The following is a 21974-nucleotide window of genomic DNA, read 5'->3' as shown; positions in this document are numbered from 1 at the left end:
AATAGATTAAAAAATCTAAATTTTCAGTAATTGAAAATTTGGATTTTTTGCTTTGAATATCTCAGACAATTTAGAAATATTTCGAAAAGAATAATTATAATTAAAAAGTTTATGTTATTTAAGATTTAGGTTGGATGAACTTAACTCTAACATCTTAAAAATTAAATACCAAAAAAACAAATAAACGACTTTTCTATGCACACCAAGGCCCTAGTCTGCAAGATGCGATAAAAACTGTTAAAATGATAGTTAAATTAATTGAAGTTTTACATGAGGAGATCTAATGGCTAATCAAAAATTGCTTTTAATCGATGGTAATTCTATTGCCTTTCGTGCCTTTTATGCACTATACCGTCAGCTTGATAATTTCAAGAATTCAGAGGGTTTGCATACTAATGCCATTTATACATTTAAAAATATGTTGGATGTTTTGTTAAATGACATCAACCCCGACCATGTATTGGTTGCTTTTGATGCTGGCAAAACGACTTTTAGAAATGCTATGTATGATGATTATAAAGGTGGACGACAGAAAACCCCTCCAGAACTTTCGGAGCAACTTCCGTATATTCAGGAGTTATTGCATGATTTGGGGATTTCGACCTACGAGTTAGTCAATTACGAAGCTGACGATATTATTGGAACTTTTGCCAAGCTAGGGGAAAATTCCGCTTATGATGTTACAGTTGTAACTGGAGATAAAGATTTAACGCAGCTTGCTTCTGATAAAATTACTGTTATGGTAACCAAGACGGGAGTACAGAATTTAGAGGCTTATACCCCAGAACACATGAAAGAAGTTAATGGCGTTACTCCGACGGAATTTATCGATATGAAGGCTTTAATGGGTGATAATTCGGATAACTATCCTGGGGTTACCAAAGTTGGTCCCAAGACAGCTTCGAATTTGATTCAACAATACGGCTCAGTGGAAAATCTATATCAGCATGTAGATGAGTTGAAGAAGTCTAAATTGAAAGAAAATTTAATCAATGATAGGGATAAAGCCTTTTTAGCTAAGAAACTAGCGACAATTAATTGCCAAACGCCCGTAACCATTACTCTAGATGACATAAAAAAACAAGAAGTTAATTACAAAAAGCTTCATCGTTTTTATGAAAAAATGAATTTCCGTAAATTTTTAAACGAATTAGAATCTAGTACCGATTTGGTTGCCACTAAAGAAACAACTCCAATCGTACCAGTTAAATATACTATTGTAACTAATGAAAATATTACTGATATTAAAGTGAAAAGTGGGGCAACAATTAGTTTTTACTTAGCCATGCTTGGCGCAAATTATCATCTTGCCAATTTTGTTGGCTTTGCCCTTAAAGCGGGTAAGCAAATCTTTGTTAGTCGCGATATGGATCTTTTAAAAAGCACTAATCTCCAACATGCGCTTGAAGATAAGCAGGTTAAGAAAAATGTGTTTGACTTAAAGCGAACAATGGTCGGCTTAAATCGGTTGGGAATCACTGCTCATGGAATTGATTATGATATGCTTTTAGCCTCATATCTTATTAATAATGAAAACAATTCTGATGACATGGGTGAAATTTGTCACATGTACGGTAACGACTCAGTTATGCGTGATGAGGAAATTTATGGTAAAGGTAGAAGTTTGCAGATTCCTAATGATGATCAAAAGATATTTAATCATTTAGCAAGTAAAGTACAGGCTGTTGAAAGTTTGAAGAATATTTTAGTCGATAAACTGCAAGAACATGAGCAAGACGACCTTTATGCAAGTATTGAAATTCCAGTTGCGCGAGTTTTAGCCATTATGGAAATGAATGGTATTAAAGTGGAAGCAGGTACTTTAATCGATTTACAAAAAGAATTTGCCCAAAAATTAAGTGAATTAGAAAAGAAGATTTTTGAAGAAGCTGGTGAAGAATTCAATTTGAATTCACCAAAACAGCTAGGACATATTCTGTTTGAAAAGTTGAATTTGCCTCCAATTAAGAAAACTAAAACTGGTTATTCAACCTCAGTTGATGTTCTTAATCAATTAAAGGAGCAAAATCCAATTATTCCTCATATATTGACATATCGTCAAATTTCTAAGATTCAGTCAACTTATGTGAATGGCTTACTGGATGTTATTCAACAAGACGGCCGTGTGCATACGCGCTACTTGCAAACATTAACAGCAACTGGTCGTTTGTCATCGGTTGATCCTAATTTACAAAATATTCCAACTAGAACTGAGGAAGGCAAGCAAATTAGAAAGGCTTTTGTTCCAAGTGAACCAGATGGATATATTTTTTCTTGTGACTATTCGCAGATTGAGTTGCGTGTTTTAGCGCAAGTTTCTGGTGATGAGCAAATGCAAGAAGCTTTTAAGACTGGATATGATATTCATGCTCATACAGCGATGAAAATTTTTCATTTGAATTCCACGGATGAAGTTACACCGCTAATGAGGCGTCGTGCAAAGGCTGTTAATTTCGGTATTGTTTATGGAATTTCGGATTATGGTTTATCCAAGAATTTAAATATTAGTCGTAAACAAGCTAAGGAATTTATTGATAACTATTTTGAGCAGTATCCCAAAATTAGTGAATATATGGATAACGCTGTGCAATTTGCACGTGAACATGGTTATGCGGAAACTATTATGCATCGGCGTCGCTACTTACCAGATATTCACGCTAAAAACTATAATGTACGTTCTTTTGCTGAGCGAACAGCGATAAATTCACCAATTCAAGGATCAGCTGCTGATATTATTAAAATTGCAATGATTAATATGCAGCATAAGCTCGACGAATTAAAGTTAAAGACCAAGATGGTAGTTCAAGTACATGATGAATTGATCTTTGATGTGCCTAAAGATGAGCTTGAAATTGTTTCAAAAATTGTTCCACAAGTAATGCAATCTGCCGTCAAACTTGATATTCCTCTAATTGCAGATTCGGGTTATGGTCATAACTGGTTTGAAGCCAAGTAAAGGAGTAATAATAAATGCCAGAACTGCCAGAAGTTGAGACTGTGCGGCGCACACTACTGCCGCTAATTACGGGCAAAACAATCAAGAAAATAACATTGTGGTATCCTAAAATTATTGCCAGTGATCCTAAGGAATTCGTTAATCAATTGACCGGAAAGAAAGTTATTAATATTGATCGTTATGCTAAATATTTACTAATTCGTTTTAATGATAATTTTACCGTTGTGTCGCATTTACGCATGGAGGGAAAGTATCGTTTGGTTAATGAGTTAGATCCTAAAAACAAGCATGATCATGTTCAATTTGCATTCACAGATAGTACGGCACTACGCTATAATGATGTGCGTAAATTTGGTAGAATGCAGTTGGTTAGGACGGGAACAGAAAGAGAAGCTACTGGAATTAGTAAACTTGGCTTTGAACCAAATTCTCCTGAATTTACCAAGGCTTATTTGAGAACCAGTTTAAAACATAAAAAAAAGAATATAAAAAATACATTACTGGATCAATCAGTTGTGGCAGGTCTAGGTAATATTTATGTTGATGAAGTTTTATGGCGCTCTAAAATTAATCCGCTAAGTTTGGCTAGTAAAATCCCCTCAAATCAAGTGGATAATTTGCGTGACAATATTAATGAGATTATTGCGCAGGCAATCATTGAGAAAGGAACAACTATTCATACATATCTAGATGCAAATGGTGAGACAGGCAATTTTCAAAAAATGCTTTTAGTTTATGGGCACCGAGGGGAACCCTGTCGACGCTGCGGGACGGCATTAGAAAAAATTAAGGTTAATGGTCGTGGCACGACATTTTGCCCTTATTGTCAGGTAACCTATTGATGACATTAGTTTTAGGATTAACTGGTGGGATTGCCAGTGGTAAAAGTACTGTCGATGATTTCTTTAAAGAAAGGCAACTGCCAGTTATTGATTGTGATCAGATTGCTCACGAAATTTTGGATATTGGGCAACAAGGGTATAATGATGTGGTAAAGCACTTTGGTAAGAAAATTTTAAATTCTAATCAAACAGTTAATCGTCAGTATCTAGGACAAATGGTCTTTAGTGATAAGCGACAATTGCAAGTTCTTAATCAGATCACTCATCCATTGATTTTTCGGGAAATTCAGACTAAAATTACGCGATATAGGAAGTTACAGAAGCCGTTTATTGTTGTTGATGCTCCTGTGTTATTTGAATCCGGAGGTCAAAATTATTGTGATCGCACTATCTTAGTGACTGTACCAGAGAAAATCCAACTTGAACGCTTAATGGCGCGTGACCATTTAACTAAAGGAAATGCTCTTAAACGTATTCATAGTCAGATGCCCTTAGCTCAGAAGGAAAAATTAGCCGATTATGTCATCACTAATACTGGTACTATCGAAGAATTAAATCAAAAATTAAGTCACTTACTAGTTAAAATAAAAAAGGAGGAACAATATGGAATGTCCTAACTGTAGACAGAATGCCTCGCGAGTCATTGATTCACGACCTAGTGACGAGAATCGGGCAATCAGAAGGCGACGTGAATGCGAAAATTGTGGGTTTCGATTTACTACATTTGAACGAGTAGAAACCACCCCTTTATTGGTTGTCAAGAACGATGGCACACGTGAACCGTTTAGCCGTAAGAAGATTTTACGTGGAGTGATGGCTGCGGGACAAAAGCGACCGATTACCAGTGAACAATTTGAGCAACTGGTTGATCATGTGGAAAATCTGGTCCGTCAGCAAGGAATTAGTGAAATTTCTTCGAAAAAAATTGGTCAACTAGTGATGGATGAGTTGGCAGAATTGGATGATGTTGCTTATATTCGTTTTGCTTCAATTTATCGTGAATTTAAAGATATGTCTAGTTTTATGAAGACAATGGAAGACATGATTGCCAAACGTGAGAAGGACAATTAGTGATGTATGAAACGCCTAATCCTAAACAGCCTTTCTTTATTACTAACCGAGTAGATATTTTTCCGGGTGATTTACGAGTTCTAATTAAACTTTATCAGCCGTTAATTGGTTCACTAGCCTTGTCGCTATATTTAAGCATGATTGAAGATTATGACTCTGGAGCGATGCTGTCTGATGCCAAGGGAATTTATATACTGCAGGAACAGCTTGACTGTGATATAAACAAACTATTATCGAGTTTGCATAAGCTTGAAGCCGTTGGTTTAGTCAGAACTAGTAAGTTAGAAAATCAGATTATGGGACAAATTTTACTCTTCTCTTTGAAGCGTGTACCTAGCAGCAGTGAATTTTTTTCAACGGCACTTTTAACTAGTCTGTTAAAGGAAAAAGTAGGGATAACGATGTTTCAATCATTGAGTCATGAATTTGCTCGTGAAAGTCAAAAATCGTTCAGTCAAATTAATGGCCTTAAGTCTGCTAAAGATGTTTCTGCCTCTTTTATTGATGTTTTTCGGTTGTCAGAAGAAGAAGCAATTGATCCCTCTCCTGAGGTTAAGAAAGCAGCACAAGAAAACCAGATTGTGCAAAGTAAACCGGCCGAAATTAATCCTCCAGAACAAATTGACTGGGAATTTATGAAACAGCAGTTTGAAATTTATCAGATTGCTGGAAGTGAAATTGAGCGAAATCGTCCTGCTATTCAAGGTTTGATGAGGACTTATGGCTTGTCCGAACAGGAATTTGTTGATGAAACCTTGCCATGTTTACATGGTGATTACCACTTGAATATGCCGTTGATTAAACAAACAATTGCTAACAGTATTCATGCTGAGCATACACGCCAGAATCTTAAACAGCAGGAGCAAGCTTCTAATAAAAGTGAGGATATTAAACATTTTAGTATACGAGAACAGCAGGTATTACAACTTGCACAATCGAAGTCTCCTGCTCAATTTATATATCAACTAAAATCAGATCGTCATGATTATGTTGATGCTAGTGAATATCAAGTTCTTGACAATCTTTATAATCAGAAAGGAATTTCTGCTGATTTACTAAATATCTTGACCTATGCCTGTTTGAAAAGTGCCCCGAATGTATCATACCGACTAGCTAACAAAATTTTGCATGATTGGTTGCAACATGGGGTGCAAAGTGGCGCACAGGCGATTGATTACATGGATAAAAGAGAACAAGATAAATTCAAAAAGCAACAGACTCGTTCAGCCAGTTTTTATTCTCATAAACCAGTCGAAAAAGGTACCGATTGGAGTAAAAAGAAGTCGGCAAAAAAGACTGATGTCTCTACGGCAGATCTAAAACAATTCTTTAAAAATTTTGAAGATCAAAACGGCATGAAATAGGTGATAATTATGCAACCAATCAACAAATTTTTAGCACATGGAAATGCAACAAAAGCACAAGGGCACGATAATGAAAACCTGCGTAAGCAAATCTTGAATAATCCAAAAATTCATGAATTTATCAGTCAATATCAAGATCGGTTGACACCTGAAATTATTAATAATAGCCTATCAAGTTTATATGAATATTATCTCTCGCAAGAGCATGATGACCCGGTAACTAGTGGCTATCGTCCTGAACTTATTTTAAGTGGTCAAGCAATCACACTAAAATATGTACCAAAAGAAAGCAAATTGGAAAAAGATCGTGAGCAAAGTATTAAAAAAAACGTGCGTTTAATTAATTTACCATTTGCATTACACGATGTCCGTTTAAGTCAAGTAGAAATGGCTCCGGGACGGGCACCTGCGATTGCAGATATTCAAACTTTTTTAGTGAATTATTCAAAAAATCATCATCCCCAGGGTTTATATTTATCTGGTGATTTTGGAGTTGGTAAAACTTATCTTTTGGCTGGACTTGCAAATACAGTGGCTGCGATGAACAGACAAGTAATATTTTTGCATTTACCAACCTTTATTGCTAATTTGTCAAGTCATTTTAATGATAATAGTTTGGCGGATGAGGTTCAACGAATTGCCCAATGTGATCTATTAATTATTGATGATATCGGTGCAGAAACGCTTAGCCAATGGTCACGTGATGAGGTACTTGCAGTGATTCTGCAAGCTCGAATGGATAATGTTTTACCAACCTTCTTTTCTTCAAATATGGCGATGGAAGAATTAAAGGAACATTTCAAGGAAACAAGAAATGCGATTGATCCCGTTAAGGCAGCTCGATTAATGGAAAGAGTTCATTTCCTGGCTAAGGAAATTGTTGTGTCTGGTCCTAATCGGCGCAATTAAAGTAAAGCATTAAGTGATATGAAACTGATGCTTATACTAATTTCGAAGCATTTTTGTCTAGTATTTTATCAATCTAACAATTAGATAAAGGTGGTTAGAAATTCTCTAACAATCTTCATTAAATTTTAAAAAAGTTTGCAATACGATATTAATTATGTATAATTAACATCAATGAATGAACATGATATTACTCTATTCAGAGAGAAAGACATTATTCTGTAAGTCTTTCAATTGAGTAATACCCCACTCATTCACATGAAAAAGATTTTTAAACGGGTGAGTTCCATTATCAATTCATAGAGATGGTCAAGAATTTTTTTGACCAAACTTTGGGTGGAACCACGCTAAATACGTCCCAGTGCATTTCGCACTGGGACTTTTTTGTTTTGGAGGTATACATGAGTTTTTCAATAATTTTGCCAGATGGTTCAAAAAGGGATTTTAGTCAGGCTATTACGATTAGTAACTTGGCTCATAGTATTTCGACTTCTCTTGGCAAAGCAGCACTTGCTGGTAAGGTTGATGGTCAAATTCGATCGGTTGATTATGAAATTAACCAAGATGCTAAGGTTGCAATTATTACAGATAAGGATGATGAGGGACTAAACATACTTCGTGCCAGCGTTGCCTTTGTTTTTGAAGCAGCAGCTAAGAAGATTTATCCAGAAATATGTTTAGGTGTACATGCAGCAAACGAAGATGGCTTTTTTGTTGATACTGATAAGGAAAATCAAATTAAAATTAGCGAATTACCAGAATTAGAAAAAGCTGTTAAGCAAATGGTTAAGTCTGGCGCAAAAATCGAACCAGTTACAATGCCAAGAGCCGAATTGGAAGAAATTTTTAAAGCTGATCCGTATAAGTTGGAGTTATTAAAGGCCGAAGAAGGTGAAACCATTTCAGCATACAAGTTAGGCAATTTTGTTGATTTTGGTTTCGCGGCTCTTTTACCAAATACTGGTAAAATTAAGCAATTTAAATTGTTGTCAGTTGCTGGCGCTTATTGGCAAGGTCAATCATCTAACCCAATGCTACAAAGAATTTCGGGTACAGCTTTCTTCAAAAAATCAGACCTTGATGCTGATTTGAAACGGCGTGAAGAAATTAAGGCACGTGACCATCGAACGATTGGACGTGATCTTGATTTGTTCTTTGTTGACCCAAAAGTTGGTGCAGGTCTTCCTTATTGGTTGCCTAAAGGTGCAACAATTCGCCGTGTTGTTGAACGTTATATAATCGACAAAGAAGTTGCTGACGGCTATCAACATGTTTACACTCCCGTTTTAATGAATGTTGATGCCTATAAGACTTCTGGTCACTGGGCACATTATCGTGATGACATGTTCCCGCCAATGGACATGGGCGATGGTGAAATGCTTGAACTACGGCCAATGAATTGCCCATCTCATATTCAAATTTATAAGCATCATATTCGTTCATATCGTGAATTGCCAATTCGTATTGCTGAATTAGGAATGATGCACAGATATGAGAAATCTGGAGCCTTGTCTGGTTTGCAACGTGTGCGTGAAATGACACTGAACGATGGTCATACTTTTGTTACTTTAGATCAAGTGCAGGAAGAATTTTCTAAAATATTGAAATTAATTATGGATGTTTATAATGACTTCGATATCACTGATTACTACTTCAGATTATCGTATCGTGATCCAAAGAATACAGAAAAGTATTTTGCTAATGATGAAATGTGGGAAAGAAGTCAGTCAATGCTTAAAAAGGCAATGGATGACATGGGACTTGATTATGTTGAAGCTGAAGGCGAAGCTGCCTTTTACGGTCCAAAATTGGATATTCAAACTAAGACTGCATTAGGAGCAGATGAAACAATGTCTACAATTCAACTTGACTTTATGCTACCAGAACGCTTTGATCTCTCATATATTGGTCAAGATGGTGAAGAACATCGTCCAGTAATGATGCACCGTGGAATTGTTGGTACAATGGAACGCTTTATTGCTTATCTAATCGAAATTTATAAAGGTGCCTTTCCAACTTGGCTGGCTCCAACTCAAGTGCAAATTATTCCAGTTAATCTAGATGCTCATGCTGAGTATGCTAAGAAGGTTCGTGACGAACTCAATAAGCGTGGCTTTAGAGCAGAAGCTGATCTACGTAATGAAAAGTTGGGCTATAAAATTCGTGAATCACAAACTCAAAAAGTTCCATATACCTTGGTTTTAGGCGATAAGGAAATGAAGTCAAATAGTGTTAATGTTCGGCGTTATGGAACAGAAGAAGAGGTATCAAAGACATTTGATGAATTCATCAAAGAGATTAAGCAGGATGTTAAATCATATTCACGTAATAAATAATTGATAATAGTTACTCTGGATTTTTTTAACAATCGATATTTAAATATTGGGAGAGCCATTATGAAGAAAATATTAGGGCTAATTCCGATATTACTCAGTGCTTGTTTATTAATCGGTTGCAGCCAAAGTGTTTCTGATCGAAGTGCTTTAAAGAATGTACAAGAGTCTCATGCACTTACTTGGGGAATTGAGAGTGATGTTAGATTGTTTAGTTTAACTGATACTCAAGATAATCAAGAAAAAGGTTTTGAAGTTGATATGGCAAAAGCCATTACTAAAGAAATTTTAGGATCAAAGGGAAAAGCAAAGTTTATTTTGGTGACTGCACAATCACGAATTCCATTATTGAAGAATGGGAATGTTGATGCCGTTATTGCAACGATGACTATTACACCAGAACGTAAAAAGATAATTAATTTTTCTAAATCTTATTTTGCTGCAGGCCAATCACTCTTAGTTAGAAAAAATTCGAGAATCAAAAACATTCATGATTTGGTTGGTAAAACAGTGATTGGCATTGTAGGGGATAATTCAGTTGATGTGATTAAAAAAGTGGCACCCAAAGCTAAAGTTGTTCAAATGCAGGATTATGGTCAAGCCGTAATCGCGTTAAAAGCGGGTCAAGGGGATGCACTTTCGAGTGACAACGGTGTTTTATATGGCTTGGCAGTTGAAAACCCGAGGTTAACGGTACGTGGCGGGACTTTTACAAAAGAGCCATACGGAATAGCAATAAATAAACATCAGCCTGAATTAGAAAATGCCATAAATACAGCAATTTCGAAATTACAACATAGTGGGAAATATAATCGGTTGATTAAGAAATGGTTCAGCAAAGTACCTGGTTTTAATTATAAAGTGATGTATCGCAATTAAGAATTATATTTACGCTTGAAACAAAAATTATTTGACGTAAATAATGAGAACGTGTATAATCGCATTAGTTGAGAACAAGAAGGAGCTTCCCGCTTCTCGCCTAAGTTAAGTTGACCTCTGGGCTAATCGATATTTTCTGTTGATTAAAGGCGGGGCACTTAGTACCCGTCTTTTTCTTGTCCTCAAATTAACATGGAGGTGAAGAATTATACCAAGGAATTTGATATTAAACGATCAGATACGTGCACGTGAAGTTCGTTTAATTAATGAAGATGGTGAACAAGTTGGTGTTGTAACTAAGGATGAGGCATTACGCCAAGCCAGTGTTGCAAGTTTAGATTTAGTTCTAATTTCGCCTAATGCCAAACCACCGGTTGCCCGGATTATGGACTATGGTAAATACCGTTTTGAACAACAAAAAAAGGTTAAAGAATCACGTAAGAAGTCTAAGACTGTTAGTGTGAAAGAAATTCGCCTAAGTCCGACAATTGAAGGCAATGATTTCAATACTAAATTAAAACACGCTCAAAAGTTCCTAACTAAAGAAGGAGCTCAGGTTCGTGTTTCAATTAGGTTCAGGGGTCGAGCTATTACTCATAAAGAATTAGGACGCGATGTACTTGAAAAGATGGCGGAAGCTACATCTGATATTGCTACTGTGATTAGCAAGCCAAAGATGGAAGGTCGTTCGATGTTCTTAATACTTGCTCCTAAGAGTGATAAAAAATAAATAGTTAATTTGGAGGAATTAGAAAATGCCTAAAATGAAAACCCACCGCGCTTCTGCTAAGCGTTTTAAAAGAACTGCCTCTGGTGAATTAAAACGTCATCACGCTTTTACTGGTCACCGTTTCCACGGTAAGACTAAGAAACAACGTCGTCATTTGAGAAAAGCTGCATTAGTTTCACGCAGCGACTTGAAGCGCATCAAACAGATGCTCTCTCAAATGCGTTAATTATTAAGTAAAAACGATATTTAGGAGGAATTTTAGATGCCAAGAGTTAAGGGTGGAACAGTTACACGTAAACGTCGTAAGAAGGTTATGAAGCTTGCTAAGGGGTACCGTGGCGCAAAGCATATGCAATTTAAGGCTGCAAGTACACAATTATTTGTATCCTATAGATATGCATTCCGTGATCGTAGAAGACGTAAGAGCGATTTCAGAAAGTTATGGATTGCTAGAATCAATGCTGCAGCTAGACAAAATGACATTTCTTACTCTAAGCTGATGCATGGTTTGAAAGTTGCTGGTATTGACATTAACCGTAAAATGTTAGCTGATATTGCTTATAACGATTCAGAAACTTTTGCAACATTAGCCGAAACTGCTAAGAAGGCTTTAAACTAAGCTAGAAAATGGCGCATTTGCGCCGTTTTTTTATGTAAAAAATTATTACTTGAAGGTTAATCTTTGGTATATTAAACTATGGAATGACAATGAGGGGAAAGTTAAATGTTATTTAGGCCACGATATACAATTGATACAATTTATCATCTAGATACCGATATGCTTCACCAATTAGGAATTAAAGCGGTATTTTCTGATTTAGACAATACTCTTTTAGCGTGGAATAAGTTTGAAACGGCAAATGAAATGGGAAGGCTAAACGAACGTTTAGCTGATGCTGGAATTAAATTGGTGGTTATTTCGAATAATAACGCTGAGCGGGTTGGTAAGGTGCTTAATCCTTATCAGATTGACTTTGTGGCCAAGTCAAAAAAGCCGCTACCGTTTGCAATTAAAAATAAAACACAAAAAATGTGCTTAAGTTCTAATCAAGTAATGATGGTTGGTGATCAGTTGATTACGGATATTCAAGCGGGTAATCTTGCTGGCGTAAAATCAGTGTTAGTTAAACCACTTGTTCAGACAGATAAGTGGAATACGCGCATTAACCGCTTTTTGGAAAAAATTATTTTTTTCTTTTTGGGTTTATCACACCCTGTAACTTTTAAGGAGACATTAAAACATGGATGATAAAATTATTTGTATTGGTTGTGGGGCAATATTGCAATCGACTTGTCCTGAAGAAGCCGGGTACATTCCCGCATCCAGATTGAAGAATGTTCAAGATGGTGAAGATAATGATGTTTATTGTCAGCGATGCTTTCGCTTGCGTCACTATAATGAAATTATGCCGGTAGATACCAATAATGATGACTTTTTAGCTTTGTTAAATTCAATGGCAGAAAAAAAAGCGTTAATTGTTAACGTAGTAGATTTGTTTGATTTTACTAATTCACTTTTATCATCAATAACACGTTTTATTGGTAATAATGATTTCATTTTAGTTGGGAATAAATTTGACTTATTCCCGCAAAATTTGCGCCAAAGTAAGATTAAGGATTGGATGCGTCAAGAAGCGAATCGCGTTGGTTTATTCCCTAAGAAAATATTTTTGGTTAGTGCTAAAAAGCAAAAAAATCTTGAAAAATTAATATCTTATCTTGATATAGAATCACGCAACCAAGATGTGTATTTTGTTGGGATGACTAATGTCGGCAAGTCAACCTTGCTAAATGCAATCATTGATCAAATGGGCGATATTCAAGATTTGATTACCACCTCTCGCTTTCCAGGAACTACACTTGATAAAATTGAAATTCCACTAGAAAATGGGCACTTATTGGTTGATACTCCGGGGATTATGACAGAAAATCAATTGGCAACGCATTTAAGTGCAAAAGAGTTAGCAATTATTTCACCGCAAAAACCGCTTAAACCGGCAACTTATCAATTGAAGCCAGGTAACACTCTGTTTTTGGCCGGATTAGGTCGAATTGATTTTTTGAAAGGTGAACCTGCTAGTTTTACAGTTTATGCTGCACGAGAATTATATATTCACCGAACTAAGACAGAAAAAGCTGATGAATTTTACTCAAAACATGTGGGGGAATTGCTTAGTCCGCCAAGTAATGAGGATAAACTACCAGAATTGAAAGGGAAAAAATTTCATACAAGTAGTAAGAGTGATCTCTTGTTTGGCGGCATCGGATTTGTAACAGTGCCAAATGATTGCTTAGTTAAAGTTTATACACCTAGTCAAATTGGCTTAGGTATAAGACGCGCACTGATTTAGAGGGGAAAATGATTGCTATTTCTAAGGATGAAAAAAGTCCAGTAGTTGCTGTTGAAACAGAAAAAATTGATTCAATTAAGGGTAAACAAATTGGCATTTTGGGTGGCACCTTTAATCCGGTTCATTTGGGACATCTGCTTGTTGCGCAACAAGTCGTAACTAAACTTCATTTAGATGAAATTTGGTTTATTCCAACTAATATTCCACCCTTAAAGGATGCACCGAAAGTTTCACCTGAAGATCGAGCCAATATGCTTGAATTAGCTACGCACGATAATCCACAATTTTATGTAAAGCTTTTTGAATTATTTCGCGGTGGCGTTTCATATACGGTTGATACATTGCGTCATTTACATAATATACAGCCCCAAAACCACTATTATTTAATTATAGGTAGTGATCAGGTTAATAATTTAAAAAGTTGGAAGGAGCCTACTAAGATAGCACAATTAGCTACTTTAGTTGGTGTTCAGCGACCAGGATACCCACAAAAGGCAGCTTTACCAATAATTTGGGTTGATGTGCCAAAAGTAGAAATAAGCTCAACATTAATTAGACAAACAATTGCAATGGGAGGCTCCATTAAATATTTGGTGCCAGAAGCTGTTGAAAATTATCTTTACCAAAAGAGGCTTTATAATGACTGATTTTGTTTTGAAAAATACTTATTCTTCATTATCCAGTAGTGAATTGATCAAGTTAGAAGAAAATAACATGGATCATAAGCGCTTTAAACATTGTATCGGAGTAAGTCTGACGGCACGTAAATTGGCACATCTTAACAATTATGATGAAGATAAGGCTGCTTTAGCAGGATTTATCCATGATTATGCCAAACAAGTTTCGGTTGCGGATTTTCGCAAAACAATTCAGACACAGGGCTTTGATCAAGAGCTTTTGAATTGGGGGCCGGCAATTTGGCATGGAATTGTAGGAACATATTTTATTAAACGAGATTTAAAAATTACTGATCCTGAAATTTTAACAGCCGTTAGACGCCATACTACGGGTGATACTGAAATGACAATGCTTGACAAAATCGTTTATATGGCTGATTATATTGAGCCGGGAAGAGATTTTGTGGGTGTCGACACGGCACGAAAAATCACTTTTGCTAATTTGGATGAAGGTGTTGGTTTTCAATTAGCTCACACTCTTAATTTTTTAATAGGAAATAGAAATAAGGTATATCCACGCACTTTGGCTGCATATAATGTGTGGAGTATTAAAGATAATGAGGAGAAAAATTGACTAGTAAAGATATCTTAGCTTTCGTCTTGAAAGCGATTAGTGATCGTCATGGCGAAGATACGGCTGCCTATGACATGCAAGGGTATAGCATTTTGTCTGACTATTATGTTGTGACTAGTGCTGGCTCAAATAGGCAGTTGCACGCAATTGCGAATGCGATTATTGATGAAGCTCATAAAGCCAACTTTTATAATTATCGAGTTGAAGGGACCAGTGAATCAAATTGGCTGCTACTTGACTTAGGTGATGTTGTGGTTAATGTATTTACTGAAGAAGCTCGTGATTTTTATAATGTTGAAAAATTATGGGTAGATGGTAAAAAAATAGAATTAAAGGAAGATTAACTAACAATGAGTGTAGTTGGGATCATAGCAGAATATAATCCCTTTCATAGTGGGCATGAGTTTTTGATGAATGAGGCACGCAATCTTGCTCGTAGTAAAGATCCAATTATTGTCGTCATGTCAGGAAATTATGTGCAACGTGGTGAGATGGCAATTATGGATAAGTGGTCACGAGCGCAAACTGCCCTTGAAAGTGGAGCAGATTTGGTGTTTGAACTCCCTTTTTCAACCTCAGTTGAACCAGCAGATTTGTTTGCTCTTGGTAGTATTGATTTATTGGTTAAGATCGGCGTAAATCACTTAATTTTTGGCGTTGAAGATGCAACTCAAAATTTTGCTTATTTAGGAAGTAAAATTGCTGAAATACCTCCCAACCATATGAACTTTAATGATTATAGTCAAACATATTCTACTCAGTATAATCAAATGGTGGCTCGTGAAGTTGGTCAAGAAGTTAATGAACCTAATGCAATTTTAGCCTTGGCTTATGCCGTTGCTAATTATAATTTGGGATCGCCATTAGTTTTACATCCAGTTAACCGAATTGGAGCCGGTCACGATGATATTTTGCAACACAATGGTATAGTTCAGAGTGCAAGTGCGATTCGTAACCTTATATTACATAACCAAGTTGACTTTAACTTAAAACAATGGATGCCACTTAAAGAAATAAATTTGCTTCGCAAACAGCAGGCATATCCAAATTGGAATCTGTTGTTTCCTTTTTTGAAGTATCGTCTTGAATCTTCTTCAATTGTAGAATTGCAAAAAATTTATCAAATGAACGAAGGGCTCGAATATAAGATGAAACATGAAATTCATTTGGCGCAAAATTTCACTGATTTCTTGCGGAGAGTTAAGTCTAAACGTTACACATATTCACGTTTGCGTAGGCTCAGTTTATATACATTATTAAATGTTACACAAGATGATATGATTGATAGTTTTAATCATGAATCGCTATTCTTACTTGGTTATAGTAAGCTAGGTAAGAAATATTTAAAGCAAATTAGAAAAGAAACATCTGCTGAAATTGTTTCTAAAATAGATCAAAAGAACACAAAATATGGGTCATTGCATTTACAAATGCGGGTTGATCGATTATATGAACAAATAACAAAGGTTGACCAAAACTTTGGTCGCCGTCCAGTGGAGGTGTAGAAATGTTATCACTGAATTTTTCACAAATTGTTAAAAGTACAGAACCTTTAATTCATCTTGAACAAAACGTGGAAATGCGGCCTGAATTTTTAAAACGAAGTCAGAAACTACTGTACCAGATTGAGAATGTCAAAATTAGCGGTGATTTGTTTTATAGTGAACCATATGTTACTGGTGATTTTACTGTGACAGCAGATTTGATAGTTCCTTCAAGTCGAAGTCTTGCTCCAGTTGAGCTACATGAACAGTTCCATTTTTGCGAAAATTATACAGAAAAAGATGTATCGAAGGAAGAATTAGATGAAACAGAAATCCCAATTGTAAAAGTTGAAAATGATTTGATTGATTTGCAAACAGCAATTGAAGACAATATTTTGTTACATATTCCTACGACTATTCTGACCAAGCAGGAAAAAGAAAAGGAAATATATCCTCATGGAAATGGTTGGTCAGTTATTTCTGAGGAAGAGTATAATCGCAATAAAAGCAATCAAATTAATCCGGCATTTGCAAAATTAAAGGATTTATTTAAGCAAGAAGATTGCAATGATAATAAGTAAGTGTGATCTTCAAAAGTAAAATGAAAAACAAGAAAAATATTAACTCGATTTTTAATCTTGTTTTAAAATCACTTTTAAAGTATGCTTTACTTATAAAATGGAGTCTAATTTAGAAATTAATAATTTTAAAAGGGATAGAGAAATGGCAAGAATTTTAATTGTTGAAGATGAAAAGAATTTGGCACGTTTTGTAGAATTAGAATTAAAACATGAAAAATATGATACTGTCGTTGAAGGTAATGGACGTAAAAGTCTAGATTTGGCATTAAAGGAAGACTTTGATGCGATTTTGCTAGATCTAATGCTTCCTGATTTAAATGGGCTTGAAATTGCTCGACGTGTTCGTCAAGTTAAGAGCACGCCAATCATTATGATGACAGCTCGTGACTCTGTAATTGACCGTGTTTCTGGCTTAGATCATGGTGCAGATGACTATATTGTTAAACCATTTGCAATTGAGGAACTATTGGCTCGTCTACGAGCAGTCTTACGTCGAGTAAAAATTGAAAAAGAAGCTTCCGATGGTACAATCGAAAAGAAGGTAGTTAAGTTTAAAGACTTAACAATTGAAACTGCTAATCGAATTGTCCGCCGTGGTGATGGCAAGACTGTTGATCTAACTAAGCGCGAATATAATTTGTTAATGACTTTAATTCAAAACAAGAATAATGTGGTTAGTCGTGATCAGTTATTGTCTAAAATTTGGGGTCCAAGTTCAAATATTGAAACAAATGTTGTCGAAGTTTATGTTCGCTACTTGCGTAATAAAATCGACATTCCTGGCCAACAATCGTATATTAAGACCGTTCGTGGTACTGGATATATGGTAAGAGACGAAGATGATGAGAAGAAATAAAGATAAACAATTTCAGGAGACCAAACATTCATCCTTAGTAGTACATTGGGTGAGTGTCGTTGCATTAACGATAATGGTCTCTTTTATTGTATTTTCAGTTATAATATATTCGATTGTGGGACAACAATCATTGGTGCAACAGAAGGAAACATCAAGCGAAATGATGACCAAGCTTAATGCAAATCTTATGCGAATTCCAACAGAGTTGCAGATTTCTAATGTGGTTCCATCATTGACTCCTTCAACACAAAAAGTATTACAAGGCAGTCCTGCAATTAGTCAATCAGAATATGGAACCAGTGCTTTTAACGATGACTTGCTGTCTTCTTTGACCAACCCCGATTTAAATGTTGTAGTTTATAATCTTGAAAAAGAAGACGTTTTTGACAATGGTAGCAATATTCCTCAGTTCAAATCATTTAAAGGTGATCTCTTAATGGAGACTGTTTATCATAATCATCGCCGTCAATTATTGACTTATCAAAAGGTTCGGTCTATGAAGAATGGACAAGTAACAGGCTATATTGTGGTCAAAAATAAAATGTCATATTATAACGGCTTGATGAGGGATCTACTTAAATGGATGATTCGTATTTCCCTGATTGCAATTATAATCTTTACAATAATTTCTTTCATTATTGTTTTGGGGATTGTTAAGCCGATTAAAGAAATGTCTAAAGTAGCCGGAGAAGTTAATGCAGATCCAAATAGTACGGCAAGAATCAAAGATTTCCATCGCCATGATGAATTGCAAGAACTTGCAATTTCATTTAATCAAATGCTTGACAGGATGCAACGCTATATTGAGCAGCAAAAGGAATTTGTAGGCGATGTTTCACACGAATTACGAACTCCGGTTGCCGTAATTGAAGGACATTTAAATATGTTGGAACGTTGGGGAAAAGATGATCCAGAAATTTTATCTGAGTCGATTACAGCTTCATTGCAAGAAGCAAAGCGAATGCAGCATCTAATTCAAGAAATGTTGGATTTAACCCGAGCTGAACAAATTAATGTTCAGTATCCGAACGCAGTGACTAAGGTTTCAGATGTATTAAAGAGAGTCACAGGAAATTTATCTATGGTTCATCCAGACTTTTCTATAAGGCTTGATATGGATGATTTACCATTAGAAACTGAAATTCAAATTTATCAAGGACATTTGGAACAATTACTGGTCGTACTAATCGACAATGGAATTAAATATTCAACTACCCGCAAGGAACTAAATATCTCAGCCGGATTGCTCAATAATGAAGTTAATATTATTGTACAGGATTATGGTGAAGGCATTTCTGAAGCAGACCAAAGTAAAATTTTCAATCGCTTTTATCGTGTTGACAAGGCAAGAACACGAGAAAAAGGTGGCAATGGTTTAGGTTTGGCAATTGCCCAAAAGTTAGTTACTAGCTATCATGGTAAAATTAGTGTTGAATCTGTGGAGGGTCAAGGAAGCCAATTTATCATGACTTTTCCATCTTTGACAAAAGAGCAGGCGGACAATCTGCGTCAGCGCGAACAAGATAAGCAAAAGCGTGATTCCTGAATAATTAAAAAAGTGTTTCTTAATAGTTATTTTAGCTATTAAGAAACACTTTTTGCTTAACAATTAATTTATCCATAATAAAAACCTCCAGCTGGGTTTTGAACCCATCTAGGAGGTTAGCTTTACTTCAAAATGAAGTCTTGCAAATTAAAATATTTTATTTATATATAGCTATTTTTAATTTTTATGATTTTTTTGCTGTTTTCCCTTATTACGTTTGCGAAGATCTTGATGTAATTGATTGACTTGCTTATTTTCTTGAGATGCTTGAGGTGCAACATTCAACAGTTCATCAATCTTTGCCTTATTAACTACTTCTTTAATTGGCTCATGCTGTAATTCTTTATCAACATTTCGTTTAACCTTGGGCATAATAATAAAGGTTACAATCAACTGTTGAATAACTGAAAAGAAGTTACCAGCTGCCCAATAAAGAGCAACGGAGCCTGAAACAGATAATGAAATAAACAATGTCATTAAGGGGTTCATCAACATCATAGACTGCATTTGCTTTTTTTGCTCTTTAGGTATACCAACTAATGAAAGATATCCCTGAATAAAAGCAAAGATTGTGGCAATAATAGTGACCACAATCGAACGACTGCTCAATGAAATACTAAAGAATGATGAGTTGGCCAAACTATGAGAATACATTACTGCCTGATAAATTCCAATCATGATTGGAAACTGAATAATCAATGGTAAGCATCCAATTCCACCAGTCAATGATAGATTGTTTTGCGAATAAAGTTGCCGCTGCCAGCCTGCCAAAGTCATTTGTTGTTCTTGAGTTAAATCTTTTCGTTTCATTGTGTCTTGAATTAACTTCATTTGAGGTTGTAAACGGGCCATTTTTTCTTGTTGTGTAGTTGATTTATTTTGTTGACTTAACATTAAAGGCAAAAGGATCATTCTAACTACGAAAGTCATCAAGATGATTGCCCAACCAGCACCATTTGCGCCACCAATAATCTTGGAGAAGTACAACATAATATTCTGCAAAGGTAATCCGATATATTGATAAATCCACCCATAAAAACCGCCGGTTGGTGGGGCACTGTTAGCACCACTGTGTTGTGAACATGCTGTAACAATTAACATGACTGCCAAGCAAAGGACAGTCAATCCGATATATTTACGATATTTTTTCATTAAATCCACCATATTAATAAACTTAGTCAATAACTAATATAATACATGAAAACTACTCATTTTGGCTACATTTGTTAATTTTTCTTTATGTATTTTTGTAATTCGTGCAAATTGTGAAATTTTTTTGGGCAGCTCAGTGCAAAACTGGTTGACGCGGTCTAAACTAGTCTGTAAAGTGATAGTAACAGTTTGATCGCTATTATTGCATACGGTACCACAAATGTTCATTTGTTTTGCTAAGTTTAAGACACTCCAGCGAAAGCCCACGCCTTGAACAATTCCTGAAACAGTTAGTTGCCAAGTTTCAATTGGTGATTCAGTATTAGTTTGCTGTTTTTTATTAAAAAGACCCATAATTATTCCTTTCTATAGACTAGACTATTTTAATTTTACCATTTTACCTAAGAAGTATACGCTATAATTGAAGTTTGAAAGAAGATGTTTGATTAATGGAACAAATTAGTTCGGTTAACAATAAGTTAATCAAAAACTTAGCTAAGTTGAAGCAAAAAAAATACCGTGGAGAAACTGGCTTATATATAATCGAAGGGTTTCATTTGGTTCAAGAAGCTCTGAAGGCAGGACATAAGTATGTGTATCTTTTGGGTACAGCTGAAGCTTTAACTCAGGCTAAAGACAATTATCATGTAGATTTGACCACTAGTAAAATCGTTACAATTAATAATGCAATTGCACGGCATTTATCGAGTACCAAGAATTCACAAAATATTTTTATGGTATTGAAAGTTTCCGAACCTAAAAATTTTTCGTTTAACTATGGCAAATGGGTCCTGCTTGATCAACTTTCGGATCCGGGCAATGTTGGCACAATCATTAGAACGGCTGATGCTGCCAACTTTAATGGTGTAATTTTAGCACCACAAAGTGTCGATTTATACAATCCCAAAACTCAACGAGCAATGCAAGGTAGTCAGTTTCACATTGATCTAATCACACAAGATTTACCAGACGTGATTGGAACATTTCATAGCAACGCAATTCCAGTTTATTCAAGCATGCTGGATCACTCAGCAAAGCAATTACAAAATTTTGCACCGCTTCCGCAGTTGGGGCTAGTGATTGGTAATGAGGCTCATGGAGTCAGCAAAGAAATTGCACATCTTTGTGATGAACGGCTATATATTCCAATTAAGGGACAGGCTGAATCATTAAATGCTGCTGTAGCCGCTGGTATCATAATTTATCATTTTGCTTAATTAAAGAGCTTGTTTTTAGTAAGTGAATTTTTTATAATTAAAACCGTAATCATTACTTGACGATGGAGGGAAAATTTTATGTCACAAGTCACGAAAACAAAGGATCAAGCTGACTGTGGCGCTACTGATTTTGAATCATGCGAACATTTTATTAATGCTTTTCAAATTATTGGCAAAAAATGGAACGGCTTAATCATTAGCTCTCTGTGTGGTAGTAAATATCTTCGATTTAAGGATTTGGCACGTTGTGTGGTTGCTTGTTCTGATCGGGTGTTAGTTGAAAGATTGAAAGAACTCGAACAGGAAAATATTGTTAAACGCTCTGTCGATGCTAATACTAAAATTATTTCTTACCGGTTAACCCGAAAAGGTGAGGAACTTAAGCCAGTTTTTAATCAAATTCATGATTGGGCAGATAAGTGGGTGTGAGAATAAAGTATTTACTTGCAAGTTTT

General features: G+C 35.5%; 24 protein-coding genes and 1 other annotated feature. Of the genes, 22 read left to right on the top strand and 2 right to left on the bottom strand.

Annotated features, from left to right (window positions below; all coding sequences use genetic code 11):
• Positions 1-283: 283 nt before the first annotated feature.
• The 20 genes from polA (at position 284) to F5ESL0228_RS05710 (ending at position 19150) form a co-directional block, all read left to right on the top strand.
• Positions 284-2956 (top strand): DNA polymerase I, encoded by a 2673-nt coding sequence (gene polA / locus F5ESL0228_RS05800; RefSeq protein WP_122023154.1) that lies wholly within the window; start codon positions 284-286, stop codon positions 2954-2956.
• A 14-nt stretch (positions 2957-2970) separates the two neighbouring features.
• Positions 2971-3798, top strand: a complete 828-nt coding sequence (mutM, locus tag F5ESL0228_RS05795) for a bifunctional DNA-formamidopyrimidine glycosylase/DNA-(apurinic or apyrimidinic site) lyase (RefSeq protein WP_122023153.1) — start codon at positions 2971-2973, stop codon at positions 3796-3798.
• Entirely contained in the window at positions 3798-4415 is a 618-nt protein-coding gene (coaE, locus tag F5ESL0228_RS05790; protein WP_122023152.1) for a dephospho-CoA kinase, read from the top strand. The genes mutM and coaE overlap by 1 nt, the downstream gene beginning before the upstream one ends.
• Positions 4402-4869 carry a transcriptional regulator NrdR gene (gene nrdR / locus F5ESL0228_RS05785; protein ID WP_122018524.1) on the top strand — a complete coding sequence of 156 codons (468 nt, stop codon included), beginning with the start codon at positions 4402-4404 and terminating at the stop codon, positions 4867-4869. Before coaE ends, nrdR begins: the two co-directional genes overlap by 14 nt.
• 2 nt (positions 4870-4871) lie before the next feature.
• Positions 4872-6233: a DnaD domain protein gene (locus F5ESL0228_RS08370; RefSeq protein ID WP_199713334.1), complete on the top strand. Its 1362-nt coding sequence runs from the start codon at positions 4872-4874 to the stop codon at positions 6231-6233.
• Positions 6234-6242: 9 nt separating this feature from the next.
• Positions 6243-7142 (top strand): primosomal protein DnaI, encoded by a 900-nt coding sequence (gene dnaI / locus F5ESL0228_RS08365; protein ID WP_199713328.1) that lies wholly within the window; start codon positions 6243-6245, stop codon positions 7140-7142.
• A 398-nt stretch (positions 7143-7540) separates the two neighbouring features.
• On the top strand, positions 7541-9475 hold the full coding sequence (gene thrS, locus F5ESL0228_RS05775; protein ID WP_122023151.1) for a threonine--tRNA ligase: 1935 nt from the start codon (positions 7541-7543) through the stop codon (positions 9473-9475).
• A 60-nt stretch (positions 9476-9535) separates the two neighbouring features.
• Positions 9536-10351: a transporter substrate-binding domain-containing protein gene (locus tag F5ESL0228_RS05770; RefSeq protein ID WP_122023150.1), complete on the top strand. Its 816-nt coding sequence runs from the start codon at positions 9536-9538 to the stop codon at positions 10349-10351.
• 70 nt (positions 10352-10421) lie between these two features.
• Positions 10422-10534: a sequence feature (ribosomal protein L20 leader region), on the top strand.
• A 37-nt stretch (positions 10535-10571) separates the two neighbouring features.
• Positions 10572-11081, top strand: a complete 510-nt coding sequence (gene infC / locus F5ESL0228_RS05765) for a translation initiation factor IF-3 (RefSeq protein WP_122018521.1) — start codon at positions 10572-10574, stop codon at positions 11079-11081.
• Between the two features lie 25 nt (positions 11082-11106).
• Positions 11107-11307, top strand: a complete 201-nt coding sequence (gene rpmI / locus F5ESL0228_RS05760) for a 50S ribosomal protein L35 (protein WP_122018520.1) — start codon at positions 11107-11109, stop codon at positions 11305-11307.
• A gap of 36 nt (positions 11308-11343) precedes the next feature.
• A complete protein-coding gene (gene rplT, locus F5ESL0228_RS05755; protein ID WP_122023149.1) occupies positions 11344-11700 on the top strand; it encodes a 50S ribosomal protein L20 in 357 nt (118 codons plus the stop codon).
• Positions 11701-11805: 105 nt separating this feature from the next.
• The gene (locus F5ESL0228_RS05750) at positions 11806-12330 is read left to right on the top strand and encodes a YqeG family HAD IIIA-type phosphatase (RefSeq protein ID WP_122023148.1); all 525 of its coding nucleotides are present in this window, start codon (positions 11806-11808) and stop codon (positions 12328-12330) included.
• On the top strand, positions 12323-13432 hold the full coding sequence (gene yqeH / locus F5ESL0228_RS05745) for a ribosome biogenesis GTPase YqeH (protein WP_122023147.1): 1110 nt from the start codon (positions 12323-12325) through the stop codon (positions 13430-13432). Before F5ESL0228_RS05750 ends, yqeH begins: the two co-directional genes overlap by 8 nt.
• 8 nt (positions 13433-13440) lie before the next feature.
• The gene (locus tag F5ESL0228_RS05740) at positions 13441-14079 is read left to right on the top strand and encodes a nicotinate-nucleotide adenylyltransferase (protein WP_122018516.1); all 639 of its coding nucleotides are present in this window, start codon (positions 13441-13443) and stop codon (positions 14077-14079) included.
• On the top strand, positions 14072-14683 hold the full coding sequence (gene yqeK / locus F5ESL0228_RS05735) for a bis(5'-nucleosyl)-tetraphosphatase (symmetrical) YqeK (protein WP_122018515.1): 612 nt from the start codon (positions 14072-14074) through the stop codon (positions 14681-14683). Before F5ESL0228_RS05740 ends, yqeK begins: the two co-directional genes overlap by 8 nt.
• Positions 14680-15027: a ribosome silencing factor gene (gene rsfS / locus F5ESL0228_RS05730; protein WP_122023146.1), complete on the top strand. Its 348-nt coding sequence runs from the start codon at positions 14680-14682 to the stop codon at positions 15025-15027. Before yqeK ends, rsfS begins: the two co-directional genes overlap by 4 nt.
• Positions 15028-15033: 6 nt before the next feature.
• Positions 15034-16188 carry a nucleotidyltransferase gene (locus tag F5ESL0228_RS05725; protein ID WP_122023145.1) on the top strand — a complete coding sequence of 385 codons (1155 nt, stop codon included), beginning with the start codon at positions 15034-15036 and terminating at the stop codon, positions 16186-16188.
• Positions 16189-16190: 2 nt separating this feature from the next.
• Positions 16191-16748, top strand: a complete 558-nt coding sequence (locus F5ESL0228_RS05720; protein WP_122023144.1) for a DUF177 domain-containing protein — start codon at positions 16191-16193, stop codon at positions 16746-16748.
• Between the two features lie 142 nt (positions 16749-16890).
• The gene (locus tag F5ESL0228_RS05715) at positions 16891-17604 is read left to right on the top strand and encodes a response regulator transcription factor (RefSeq protein WP_122018511.1); all 714 of its coding nucleotides are present in this window, start codon (positions 16891-16893) and stop codon (positions 17602-17604) included.
• Positions 17591-19150 carry a HAMP domain-containing histidine kinase gene (locus F5ESL0228_RS05710; protein WP_122023143.1) on the top strand — a complete coding sequence of 520 codons (1560 nt, stop codon included), beginning with the start codon at positions 17591-17593 and terminating at the stop codon, positions 19148-19150. The genes F5ESL0228_RS05715 and F5ESL0228_RS05710 overlap by 14 nt, the downstream gene beginning before the upstream one ends.
• Positions 19151-19327: 177 nt before the next feature.
• Here the strand turns inward: F5ESL0228_RS05710 and yidC are convergent, their stop codons facing one another.
• Both yidC and F5ESL0228_RS05700 read right to left on the bottom strand, forming a co-directional pair.
• Positions 19328-20302: a membrane protein insertase YidC gene (gene yidC, locus F5ESL0228_RS05705; protein ID WP_122023142.1), complete on the bottom strand. Its 975-nt coding sequence runs from the start codon at positions 20300-20302 to the stop codon at positions 19328-19330.
• 33 nt (positions 20303-20335) lie between these two features.
• Positions 20336-20611 carry an acylphosphatase gene (locus tag F5ESL0228_RS05700; protein WP_122023219.1) on the bottom strand — a complete coding sequence of 92 codons (276 nt, stop codon included), beginning with the start codon at positions 20609-20611 and terminating at the stop codon, positions 20336-20338.
• 140 nt (positions 20612-20751) lie between these two features.
• Between F5ESL0228_RS05700 and F5ESL0228_RS05695 the strand changes: the two genes are divergently transcribed.
• Together F5ESL0228_RS05695 and F5ESL0228_RS05690 are read left to right on the top strand one after the other, a co-directional pair.
• The gene (locus F5ESL0228_RS05695) at positions 20752-21519 is read left to right on the top strand and encodes an RNA methyltransferase (RefSeq protein WP_122023141.1); all 768 of its coding nucleotides are present in this window, start codon (positions 20752-20754) and stop codon (positions 21517-21519) included.
• Positions 21520-21597: 78 nt separating this feature from the next.
• Complete coding sequence (locus tag F5ESL0228_RS05690) at positions 21598-21948, top strand: helix-turn-helix domain-containing protein (protein ID WP_122023140.1); 351 nt, start codon at positions 21598-21600, stop codon at positions 21946-21948.
• Positions 21949-21974 lie beyond the last annotated feature (26 nt).

The sequence above is a fragment of the Lactobacillus sp. ESL0228 genome (assembly GCF_003692825.1).
Lineage (GTDB): Bacteria > Bacillota > Bacilli > Lactobacillales > Lactobacillaceae > Lactobacillus.
The sequence above is the reverse complement of the archived record's forward strand: the minus strand, read 5'-3'. Positions and strand labels throughout refer to the sequence as shown.